General features: G+C 46.0%; 11 protein-coding genes. 5 read left to right on the forward strand and 6 right to left on the reverse strand.

The features are described from left to right. Positions 1-174: 174 nt before the first annotated feature. The 3 genes from chbA to L4C42_RS22415 all read right to left on the reverse strand — a co-directional run bounded on the left by chbA (position 175) and on the right by L4C42_RS22415 (position 2346). The gene (gene chbA / locus L4C42_RS22405) at positions 175-483 is read right to left on the reverse strand and encodes a PTS N,N'-diacetylchitobiose transporter subunit IIA (protein ID WP_031496580.1); all 309 of its coding nucleotides are present in this window, start codon (positions 481-483) and stop codon (positions 175-177) included. 147 nt (positions 484-630) lie between these two features. Next, positions 631-1959: a PTS sugar transporter subunit IIC gene (locus tag L4C42_RS22410; RefSeq protein ID WP_353499009.1), complete on the reverse strand. Its 1329-nt coding sequence runs from the start codon at positions 1957-1959 to the stop codon at positions 631-633. A gap of 81 nt (positions 1960-2040) precedes the next feature. Next, positions 2041-2346, reverse strand: a complete 306-nt coding sequence (locus tag L4C42_RS22415) for a PTS sugar transporter subunit IIB (RefSeq protein ID WP_353499010.1) — start codon at positions 2344-2346, stop codon at positions 2041-2043. Between the two features lie 365 nt (positions 2347-2711). On the opposite strand from L4C42_RS22415, the gene L4C42_RS22420 reads away from it, so the two are divergent. Then, positions 2712-4034 (forward strand): PTS sugar transporter subunit IIC, encoded by a 1323-nt coding sequence (locus tag L4C42_RS22420; protein WP_353499011.1) that lies wholly within the window; start codon positions 2712-2714, stop codon positions 4032-4034. Between the two features lie 29 nt (positions 4035-4063). On the opposite strand, the gene L4C42_RS22425 is transcribed toward L4C42_RS22420, so the two are convergent. The 3 genes from L4C42_RS22425 to L4C42_RS22435 form a co-directional block, all read right to left on the reverse strand. Next, the gene (locus tag L4C42_RS22425; RefSeq protein ID WP_429761785.1) at positions 4064-4951 is read right to left on the reverse strand and encodes a DMT family transporter; all 888 of its coding nucleotides are present in this window, start codon (positions 4949-4951) and stop codon (positions 4064-4066) included. Between the two features lie 29 nt (positions 4952-4980). Then, positions 4981-5598 (reverse strand): 3'-5' exonuclease, encoded by a 618-nt coding sequence (locus L4C42_RS22430; protein ID WP_353499013.1) that lies wholly within the window; start codon positions 5596-5598, stop codon positions 4981-4983. Positions 5599-5737: 139 nt separating this feature from the next. Then, a complete protein-coding gene (locus L4C42_RS22435) occupies positions 5738-7162 on the reverse strand; it encodes a glycoside hydrolase family 1 protein (protein WP_353499014.1) in 1425 nt (474 codons plus the stop codon). 236 nt (positions 7163-7398) lie between these two features. On the opposite strand from L4C42_RS22435, the gene L4C42_RS22440 reads away from it, so the two are divergent. From L4C42_RS22440 to L4C42_RS22455, 4 genes are all read left to right on the forward strand, one after another. Continuing rightward, on the forward strand, positions 7399-8115 hold the full coding sequence (locus L4C42_RS22440; RefSeq protein ID WP_353499015.1) for a GntR family transcriptional regulator: 717 nt from the start codon (positions 7399-7401) through the stop codon (positions 8113-8115). Positions 8116-8218: 103 nt separating this feature from the next. Continuing rightward, complete coding sequence (locus tag L4C42_RS22445; RefSeq protein WP_429761786.1) at positions 8219-9757, forward strand: glutamate synthase-related protein; 1539 nt, start codon at positions 8219-8221, stop codon at positions 9755-9757. A 157-nt stretch (positions 9758-9914) separates the two neighbouring features. Then, entirely contained in the window at positions 9915-11090 is a 1176-nt protein-coding gene (locus tag L4C42_RS22450; RefSeq protein WP_418642459.1) for a MerR family transcriptional regulator, read from the forward strand. 438 nt (positions 11091-11528) lie between these two features. Further along, a partial coding sequence (locus L4C42_RS22455) for a helix-turn-helix domain-containing protein (RefSeq protein WP_429760650.1) occupies positions 11529-11741 on the forward strand: 213 nt, incomplete at its 3' end.

An 11741-nucleotide genomic window follows, 5' to 3' on the forward strand; every position in this document is an offset into this window, starting at 1 on the left:
TGATGAGAGGATATAAGGTGAGAAAAAAAGCAGCTCAGCGTAAGGAGCACGACTGGGCTTTTACGACTAAGCTGCTACGACCAAAGATATTGAAAACGCTCCTATAAGACGCTTTCATGCCTGACTCGCCCCGTGAATGGTCGAAAAAACTGAAAAAAGTAAAGTGAGACCGAATTACTTAGCGGTACGCTTGTGTAGTTCAATCATTTCCGCGACTAACTCTTTCGCAAGCATGGAAGTCATTAGGTGATCTTGTGCGTGAACCATCACTAGCGTCATCTTCATTTTGCCCGTGCCTTCGTCGGCTTCAATAAGCTGGGTCTGAACTAAGTGAGCTTGGTTTGCAAACTCTTGCGCTTCTTTCATCAAGCCTTCAGCCTCTTCAAACTCGCCGTTTTTAGCATGGCGAAGTGCTTCATAACACAGGCTGCGAGACTGACCCGCATTGATGATGATGCCCATCACTTGTTCTTCTAGATCCATAGTTTCCATTTTGCTTACCTCTTAAATTCTTAAATGGAGCCTACCGAAAGGTAGACAGTGTCGCCCCACGCTCAACCCCAATTAAGACTAGGGGGCGACTTTTTTATTATTTGTTTCAACAGTGTCTGATAGCTCAGAACTGGATGATTATGCTGTTACTGGCTGACCTGCCGCTTCCTGTTGCTTTTTCTCGTCCGCTGCTTCTTGCTCAAGAAGTTGTTTCTCATAAGCTTTTAGGAATGGTAGGTACATCATTGCTGACATAGCCATACAGATGAAGCACATGATGACAGGACTGAATGCCCAGTTAGCTGCCCACGATGCACCGATAGGTCCTGGTGTTGTCCAAGGCGTTAGAGAAACCACACGCTCAACTAGACCCCAGTCAAGAGCAAACCAACCTAGAGTCGCGTTCACCATTGGTACCAAGATGAATGGCAGGAAGAACACAGGGTTCATGATGATTGGCGCACCAAATAGAATTGGCTCGTTGATGTTAAATAGGCCTGGTACGGTACCCATCTTACCAATGGTACGCAGGTGAACGGCTTTACTACGAAGTAGTAGGAACGCAAGTGGAAGTGTTGAACCTACGCCACCAATAAGTAGGTAGTGATCCCAGAAACCTTGAACGAAGATGTGCGGAATGGCTTCACCTGCTGCCATTGCTGCTTGGTTAACTGATAGGTTCGCCATCCAGAATGGGTTCATGATACCTGTCACGATTAGTGCGCCATGGATACCAGCAAACCAAAGAATCTGACAAACGAGTACCGCTAGTAGAACTGCTGGTAGGGTGTCAGAGGCAGAAACAAGCGGCTGAACGAGAGCCATGATTGCTTCTGGGATGATCATGCCAGTTTGCGCTTCGATGAACAGGTTCAGAGGGTGAAGCGTGATGATGATTGCCAGCACAGGGATCAGGATTTCAAATGAACGCGCAACACCTGTTGGTACTTCAGGTGGAAGTTTAATAGTGATGTTGTTGCGCTTCAGGAATGCGTAAACTTCAGTAGAGTACAACGCCGTCATGATCGCCGTGAAGATACCCTGACCAGAGAAGTATTGCATTGACAGCATGCCGTCTTGAACTGGCGCTGCAACAAGCAAGAAGCTCATTAGTGATAGCAAACCTGTCGTAACAGGATCAAGATCGTGATGGCGAGCCAAGCTTGACGCTATCCCCACCGATATGAATATGGTCATGATCCCCATACTCAAGTTGAATGGCAGTATAAGCTGCTCACGATATGTCTCAGAAAAATCTAGCCATGCGCGTGCAAATCCCCAAGTTGTTTCCGCAGAAAACGGAGGGAAGATAAACACCAGCATGAAAGAACCAACAATCATAAAAGGTAGTGCAGCAATGAAGCCGTCACGTATAGAAGTGATGTATTTTTGTTGACCAATTTTACCAGCAATAGGGGTGACCTTTTGCTCGATAACATTGACCATTTTGTCGTACATAGCGCCCATGTCGTTACTCTCGTTAAGATAAAAGTTAAGAAACGCTCGGCGTCGAAAATTGACTAAGGGGGGACGCCGAGCAAAAACAGGTTAGCCGATAAGTTCTAGTGCAAAATCAAGCACTTTATCGCCTTTCTGCATGCCGTAATCCATCATGTTGATTGGCTCAACTTTGATGCCGTGAGCATCTGCTTTCTTTTGGAAATCCGCTTGCATGTATTTCACTTGAGGACCAAGAAGAACAACCTCGTAGTTACCTACTTGAACGTCGAACTCACTTGCGCCAAATGCTTTGATTTGAGCCTCGATACCGCGTTCTTGCGCAGACGCTTCCATTTTCTTAACCAGTAGAGAGGTAGACATACCAGCAGAGCAGCAAAGCATAATTTTTTTCATTTTTTCTTCTCCAGAATCTTGAATTCCTAATCAATATGCCCTTAAGGAAATCATTTGGAAACCGGTTTCCAAATGATTTCCGTTTAAGTGTGAAAACGATCACTGGAAACCAGAGTTATGGCGAAAAATTCGTGACACAGTTAACGAATGATCTTGACCTGGGAAACCCAGCGCTGCAAATGGCGCTGATGACCTTAAATTCAGCATTAGAAATGGCTGAGTAGTAGGTGAATCGTGATCTAAATTCGGAATTTAGCGAGTGATGGGGTAAAAAACGTGGTGGAGACGGCAGATTTGGATAATCGGTTTCCGAGAGTCAGTGTATTCGGGTATCCTGACGCGGATCCATATAGCCGGTAGAGTAAATGAACCAATCCATTATGAGACTGTGTGCCAATCAGGTAGAGCAGTTCATGAATCCTGTAGCAAAATTGCTGATGCGCAGTCAGCACCTTATGGCTATGCGTGATGGTTTCCAGTTGGCAATGCCTTTCATTTTTGTCGGCTGTATGTTTGTCCCGATTATCTTTCCTCCGTTTGCCGATTCCGAGTCTTGGATGTCGATGGCTTGGATGGACTTATCTCTGGCGTTAAGACCCATCTTGCTGCCAACTTATCAACTGACACTGGGCGTCGTAGGGCTTATTGTTTCTTTTGGCGTTTCGGCCAGCCTCGCGAAGAGCTATCAGTTGCCAGAGCGACTGTCTGGATTGACGGGGTGTATGGCGTTTCTCATGCTGGCCGGATTCTATATCGATGGGCAAGAAGATGCTCGCTACTTAGGTGGTGCCGGTCTGTTTACTGCGCTTATCGCGAGTCTGTATTCAATAGAAGTCGTTAGGTTCTTTATCCGTATGGGCTGGTACATCAAGATGCCAGAAGACGTGCCTATCTTAACGATTCAAAGTTTTAAGCTCATCGTGCCGATCTTTGCTGTGATGATCAGTATTTCGACATTCAATGTTTTTCTTGATGCTCAGTTCGGAGTGCATTTCCCTCAATTGATAGAAGAGCTGTTTCGTCCGTTGGTACTGGCCTCAGACAGTCTCGCTGCGGTTTTGATTTCGATACTGATTTGTCAGCTTCTTTGGTTTATGGGGATTCATGGTGCACTGATCATTACCGGAATTATGAATCCATTCTGGATGTCTAACCTACTTGAGAACCAAACTGCGTTGGAAGCTGGCGGTCAGGTACTCCCTCATATCTACCTACCTGCTTTTTGGGACTTTTTTGTCCTTATCGGCGGGGTAGGTTCAACATTGCCTTTGGTCTATCTTGCGATTAAAAGCCGTTCAAAACAGTTGAAGTCGGTGGGTAAGGTTGGCGCTATTCCCGCGATATTTAATATTAACGAGCCAATATTGTTCGGCTTCCCAATTATTATGAACCCGCTTTTTCTTGTGCCGTTTATTTTTGTCCCAATGCTCAACGCTACGATTGCATGGTTCTTAACGTCGGCGGAGATATTGGATCGCGTGGTATTAATGATTCCATGGTCGGTGCCCGCCCCAATAGGTGCTGCGTGGGCTGCCAATGGTAGCTACATGAACGCTCTAATGGTGGTGTTTGCTATGGTGAATTCTTACTTTATCTATCTGCCTTTCTTCAGAACTCATGAGAAAATCTTGGTAGAGCAAGAAGAAGAGCGCGCCAAACGAATGCAGCAAGTACAAGCGGCTCAGTAGCTGCGTGTACCCGCTGTTATTGATGCGTTTTATTTAGAAGCGACTCGTTTACCGAAGGTATTGACGAGAGCCCCTGTCACAATGAGTGAGCCACCAATGTAGGTCCAAACAGTGGGGACTTCATTGAACAACGCCAAACCTAGCAAAATAGAGAACACTATCTGGACATAGGAGTATGCCGAAGCTTTACCCGCTGCTTGGGTTTGCATTGCTTTGGTTAAACCTAGTTGACCTATTTGTGTGAAGACGCCCACCAGCACCAACATCATAGTGAGATACCAATCTGGCATCACGAAATCGTCGCCAATTAATAGAATTGAGACTGGCAATGCGACCAATGGGAAATAGAAAATGATCACTGAGCTGTCTTCAGTTTGGCTTAGCTTTCTAACGATAACGTAAGCGATAGAGCTGCCAAATGCGCCAAGGAGCGCAATACCCACACTAAATAACGGCAGTGACTCCGCGGTATTGCTGCCTAATGTTGGCCCCACCATAAACGTTAAGCCGAAGATACTCAGCACGATACAAATGATGGTCGACTTCTGAATACTTTCTTTTAGAAACCAGAACGCAAGTAGGGCGGTGAAAATAGGGTGGATATACTGGAGTATTGTTGCTTCGGCTAGAGGTAGCGTTGTCACTGCGTAGTACACACAAATCAAAGCCAGTGAGCCGACGATACCGCGCAATAGCAGCAAAGGCCTATTGTGCCCCCACACAGAAATACCTTTCCTTTTGACATCTAGGTAGCTTAGCACCAGTGAAACCAATGCACGCGCTGCTACGATTTCAAATACGGGAATACCATAAGTGCTCACGTATTTCACACAGGCCGACATCAGCGCAAAGCCAAGCGCTGATAACACCATGTAGCGAACGCCGACAGGGACGATGGAGTCAAAAGTTGTGGTCATAGTCGTCTCTTTAATAGGTTGAAGTCGTGCTATTTGTGTTTGGTTAAGAATTTCCCAACTGATGCTTTTGGTTGCTTGGCGAGCTTTTGCATCAACTCAAAACTTGGTTGTGCAATTGCGTGATTCTCGGTAAGAGAGTTCACAAGAAGCAACCAGAGTGACGCTGTCACTTCGGCGTCAGCTAATGCGCGGTGAAATACACCATCGTTAGCAATGTTATGGTAAGCCACCAGATCACCCAATTTGTGTGAATTTGCTTCTTGGTTTAATCGGCGAGAAACCAAAAGTGAACAAGCAAACTCTCCACCATAACCTTTACCAATTAGATCCAGTTCTGCATCTAGAAAACGCTTATCGAAAGAAGCGTTGTGAGCCACTAGATTGGCATCGCCAATAAAATCGACGAACTCACTCATCACTTCGTCACAGCTTGGTGCGTGGCTAAGCATATTGTTGGTGATGCCTGTGTAGCCCTCGATGAAGCTGCTGACTCGAAAACCTGGATTCATCAATGATTGAAAGCGATCAACCACTTGGCCATTTTCCAGTTTCACGGCACCAATTTCGATAGCGCGATCGCCTTGGTTCGGTGATAAGCCCGTAGTCTCAAAGTCGAGTACGATAGCGGAAGTGGCGGGTGCGGTCATAGTGAAATCTCACGAAAAAGTAGGGAGGCAGAGTCTAGCTTGAACGCGTCATGAAGGAAACCTTCCAAGCACTGTTTTTGGTTAAAGACTGCTTGCATCAAAAAGAAAAGGTCCAGATAAACTGGACCTTTTAAGATGGTTAATCGAGGTTCTCACCGTTAGTTTCTATGACTCTTTGATACCAATAGAAGCTATCTTTCTTGTAACGTTTGAGGTCTTTTTCGCTTTCTTCATCGCGGTCAACGTAAACGAAGCCATAACGTTTCGCATAACCATTTAGCCAACTGAATAGATCTTGATAAGACCAAGTGCAGTAGCCGATCACTTCACAGCCATCTTCGATAGCATCGTTAATCGCTTCAACGTGCGCTTTTAAGAATGAGATACGATAGTCATCGTGCACTCGACCATCTTCAGTCAATGTGTCGTACGCGCCTAAACCATTTTCACTGATAAGGATCGGTAGGTTGTAGCGAGACGTGATGCGGCGAAGTGCGACGCGCAGGCCTTCAGGATCGATCGCCCAGTTCCAATCCGTCATTTTTAGGTGCTCGTTATCAGCGCGAACATAGTAATCATCGGTAGGGATGCGAGCGACATCAGAGACGACAGATACTTGCGCGGCATTTCCGGTTTGTGCTGTTTGTTCGCGGTTTTCAGGTGCGACAAACGTGGCAGACTGATAATAGTTTAGACCCATGAAATCGCAGATACCGGCTTTAAGCAGTTCTTTATCGCCTTCTTGGAAATCGATGTGGATGCCTAGACGCTCTAGCAGTTTTAGACCAATCTTTGGATAGGCGCCTTTTGCGTAGACATCCATCCAGAGCAGATCTTGTATTTCTTGTGCGTTTTCAGCGGCAATCACATCCTCAGGAGAGGCGGTTTTTGCGTATGTCGGGCTGTACGCAAAGCTCGCCCCAATTTGACCCTTGATACCCATCTCTTTGAATCGCTTCACAGCATTTGCATTAGCTAGGCTTGCGATATGGTTGGCATTGATAAAGCGTTGGTAATCAGAAACTTTTGGTGGATGGATCTTTTGAACGTACCCTAGGCTTGTGAAAATATTCTGCTCATTCATGCAAACCCAGTACGGCACTTTGTCACCATACTCGCTGAATAAGACTTCGCAATAACGGGTAAAGTCCGTCAGAATTTCACGACTTTCCCAGCCTTGATATTCGTCTTGCAGTGCTTGTGGAAGATCCCAGTGGTAGATAGTTAGGATCGGTGTGATACCACATTCGATCAGTTTATTGATAACGTTATGGTAGAACTCTACGCCCTTCGGGTTTACCGTGCGGCCATCTGGCATGATTCGAGTCCAAGCGACAGAGAAGCGATAGGCCTTTAGTCCCATCTCTCGCATCAGTTCGATGTCTTCTTCATATTTATGGTAGAAGTCGATCGCCACTTCACCTGTTGTATCTTTAAACGTATTGCCCGGAACACGTGAGTACACATCCCAAATCGAATCGCCTTTACCATCTAGATTTGCTGCGCCTTCGATTTGATAGGCTGCGGATGCGCTGCCCCATAAGAAGTTCTCTTGAAATGCCATAGCTACTCCGATTAACCCTTTTTCATGTATTTGTTTTCTGCGTTCGATATTATTAAAACCATATGGTTTTAAAAGTTAAATTGATTATAAATGAGAGGTTGATCTGCTTTGGTGGTGATGTTGTTAGTTTTTGGGACACTAAACCATATTGTTTAATGGTTTGCCTTGTGCGTTGAATCATTAGACAGTAATCTCACATCAAATGAGAGTTGGCGTAGTAAAGGGATCAGGCGAGAATGGTGAAATATCAGGGCATTTACAACGAAATGAAGGCCAGGATTTTAGCGGGCGAATATTCACCATCGGGTAAGCTTCCCGATGGAAAATCGTTGGCGAATGAATTTCAGTGTAGTGAGATAACGCTTAAGAAAGCCCTAGACTACTTGGTTAAAGAAGGTTTAGTCGTGCGTAAGCGTGGGGCGGGTTCGTTTGTTAAGCAGCCTTCAAGTCCAGTATCTGATTCACATCTACTGGGCACCAAAAAAAGAGCAGAAGAGAAAGGTAAGTCGGTCAAAACGCGCGTGGTTAAGTTTGTCAAAGTGAATGCCGATAAGGCTATCGCCGATAAACTGAAATGCCAGATAGGTGAACCAGTCTACGACATTACTCGTGTCCGTGTGCTTGATGGTGTGCCAACTATTATTGAGTACATCTACTTGTCCGCTAACATCATTCCTCGTTTAGCGATCGAGGATGTTAAAGCATCCATCTATGGTTATATCACTGGTAAGCTCGGCCTTACGATACATAGCGCTAATCTTAAAATCACCATCGCTAATGCGACCATAGCGGAGGCGGAGCACCTCAGTCTGCCTGTTGGAGACAATATAGTGAGTGTCGCTCAGAATGCTTACTTGGATAACGGCCAAATTTTTGAATACTCCGTCGCTAAGCACACTTGCGACACGTTCGAGTTCTCAACAACTTACGTCAAGAGCGAAACGCAGCTGTAACGTTTTGAATCACAGCTAGATAAGAGCGCATGAGTGGTTGATTTTTGACCTATGCTTATCCTGACAACCTTCATTAGAAAGCGTTGAATATAAGGAAAGCACGATGAGCAAACCCATAATCGCTGGCAACACACCTATCAAGGTCGAAGTGAAAACAGGGCAAGACTATTATTTTTGTACCTGTGGACGCTCGAAAAACCAACCCTTTTGTGACGGCTCCCATGCAGGAACAGACTTCAAACCAAAAAGCTTTTCTGTCGACAAAGACGGAGATGCCTTTTTATGTCGATGCAAACACACCGCCAATCCTCCTTATTGCGATGGCAGCCACAAACAGTTTTCAAACGAACAAGTAGGTACTGAAGGGCCGGGTGTCACCGCTAAAGCAAATGACGCCCCAGTCGCTACCCAAACTAAAGAGGAGCCTACCGTTGAGTTTATTCATCAGCTCGCGCGCGAAGGACTATCAAAGCTTGGGCATCATGGCCCCATGACCTCGATGGGTGTACCACGACATCTATTACCTCATTGGGATGATCTGCAAGTCATGGTGGCTCAAATGGCGACAAAACCCTTGTTGGAAGATGCGGTGGTGGGTACAGAGCTTGTGATTGGTCCGCAAGCCAAAAAGCCGCTTAAGCTTAATATTCCCTTATTCGTATCTGACATGAGCTTTGGCGCGCTATCTGAGGAAGCAAAGGTTTCGTTGGCAACGGGTGCTGAGCTAGCAGGAACGGGTATTTGTTCAGGGGAGGGAGGCATGCTTCCTGAAGAGCAAGCTGCCAACTCGCGCTACTTTTACGAGCTTGCCAGTGCTGGCTTTGGTTACGATGAGGACAAGCTCAAATCAGTGCAAGCTTTTCACTTCAAAGGTGGGCAGGGTGCGAAAACGGGTACTGGCGGGCATCTTCCAGGTAACAAGAATATAGGCAAAATCTCTCAAGTTCGCGGCATCCCCGAAGGCGAGCCAGCCATCTCGCCCCCGACCTTTAAAGATCTCAATAGCGCTGAAGACTTCAAAGCATTTGCAGACCGAGTACGAGAAGTCACAGGAGGCATACCAATCGGTTTTAAACTGAGTGCGAACCATATTGAAGAAGACATTCAGTTCGCCCTAGATGCCAGCGCGGATTACATCATTTTAGATGGGCGAGGCGGCGGTACTGGTGCTGCACCAGAAATGTTTCGTGATCACATCAGTGTGCCAACCATTCCTGCTCTAGCGAGAGCGCGGCGATATCTAGATGAGCAAGGGATGAGTGGCAAAGTGACGCTCATCATAACTGGTGGGCTGCGCGTCCCAATGGATTTTGTGAAAGCGATGGCGCTGGGTGCCGATGGGGTCGCAATATCAAATAGTGCCATGCAATCAATAGGCTGTGTAGCGGCGAGAATGTGTAATACCAATAATTGCCCAGCCGGGATCGCCACTCAAGAAGCCGACTTGCGCCAAAGATTGAATGTAGACAAAGCGTCAAACCAACTTAAGAACTTTTTTGAAGCCTCGGTTACACTCATGCAAGTGATGGCAAGAGCATGTGGGCATCATGATTTGAGTCAGTTCAACCGTAACGATTTAGCGACTTGGGATCGTGATATGGCACATTTGTCTGGCGTGAAGTACTCGGGGTATGAACGCTAGCGGCTGATATGCACTGAATAATGAAGTCGTAGTTCAAGCTTTAGTAGTTAGGATGCCGCGGCCACTTTGGCCGCGGTGTTTTTTTGTAATTTCTCGTTGACCTGTCTATAGCTTTATAGTTTAAAGTTCATAACCATCAATCACCGAGGGCGATAGTGTGTATCGAATATCTGAGCTGGCAGCCGAAGTTGGGTTGTCACGAACGGCGCTGCTTTACTACGAGAAACAGAAGCTAATTTGTGGCAAAAGGTTGGCTAACGGCTACCGAGTCTACAGCGATAAAGATTTACAACGAGTCCGATTGATACAGCAATTGCAAGCGGGTGGATTAACACTAAGAGAATGCAAAGCGTGTCTAGAAGCTAAAGTCGATAGAGCGCTGCTGCAAAGCCGTTTGCATACGCTTGAACAAGAGATTGAGCACAAGCAGAAGTCGCGCGATTTATTGGCGGCAATGCTGGGTGAGGGAGACCTAAAAGCGTGGCACGAAGGATTGGATAAACTCGCACCCGATGCTCATTTAGATTGGTTGATTAAGCAGGGCTTTAGTGAAAAAGATGCCCTGCGACTGAAATGGTTATCAAAAAATATGAACGAACACGAAATTTACATGGCTGACTTTATGACGGTTTTTGAAACGCTTGAGCGTTGGGGGCCGGGAAGTGAGCAGGAAACACGAAAAGCACTCAACGCAGTACCAAAAGCGCCGAAACAGCTTCTTGAAGTTGGCTGTGGTAAAGGCTTGGCAACCAAAGTACTAGCAGAAAACAGCAATGCAAACATCACTGCAATCGATAATGAGCAGTCTGCGCTGGATCGACTTAATGAGCGCTTCGAAGCGCTTGGCTTATCCAAAAGGCTAATTACTGTCGCTGCAAGCATGACAGATCTACCGTTTGAACAGAAAAGCTTCGACCTTATCTGGGCAGAAGGCAGTGCCTACATCATGGGTGTTGAGAAAGCCCTAACACAATGGAAGCCTCTTTTAGCCGACAACGGATATATCATGTTGAGTGACATGGTTTGGAAGACACCGACACCAAGTGAAGCGTCTGTTGAGTTTTGGAATCAAGAATATCCAGATATCCAGCAGGTAGAAACTCGTCTTGAGCAGATGAAAAAGGCGGGTTACCTCGTTGTTGACCACTTTCCGATGAGCCGTGAAGCTTGGATGAACTACTATGGACCGCTTGGTGAACGTGTCAAAGAGCTTGAACCAGATATGTCTGAAAAAGCAGCATGGAAAGACATTAAGCATGAGGTAGAGATCTGCACTCAATTTGCTGACGAGTTTGGCTACCACATGTTCATTGTTCAAGCGCAAAAACAGTAAGGTTGTTGGTCAACGATAGGGCCGTCGGAGGGCAATATAGATTGTTATGAAAGGAGCTTCTTTCAAGCTCCTAATAACGGTATGGACATTAAAGTCTGACCCTTTTTAGGCGCTTTGCTAGCAGCAACGCTATAAGAGATGACAAAATAGATTGAGCAGTTTTTGAAACGCTTTTGGACATAAACAATCTAGTTTGTTTTGCTTCTAACGTACCTCATATAGCCGTCGTCCTCACGAAAGTGAGGATCTCCAACCACGTGTAACCAATTAAAAAAATTCGACTAAGTCACGTAATTTAGCTTTTCGACGCGCTGAATGAGATTCCCTTTTTCAAGGGAATGACGGCAATTTTGGTATTGACCGGGCTCATAGGTAACAGTTCTAACCGGGCACATGGGTAACAAGTGCTAATGTGTAAGCTTCGAAGAGGAGAAGCTTATGCCATGGGAAGAGACTTGCATCATGAGCCAAAGAGAACTTTTCATTGAAGATTGGCTTAGCCATCGATTTTCTATTAGCGAGCTGTGCCAGCGTTATGGCATAGCTCGTAAAACAGGCTACAAATGGATCAACCGTTTCCGCGAGCAAGGAATGACTGGTTTAGCTGACTTGAGTCGAGCTAGACATACCCATTCCAATCAAACGCCGGAC

The organism is Vibrio wakamikoensis (genome assembly GCF_050337275.1).
Lineage (GTDB): Bacteria > Pseudomonadota > Gammaproteobacteria > Enterobacterales > Vibrionaceae > Vibrio > Vibrio chaetopteri.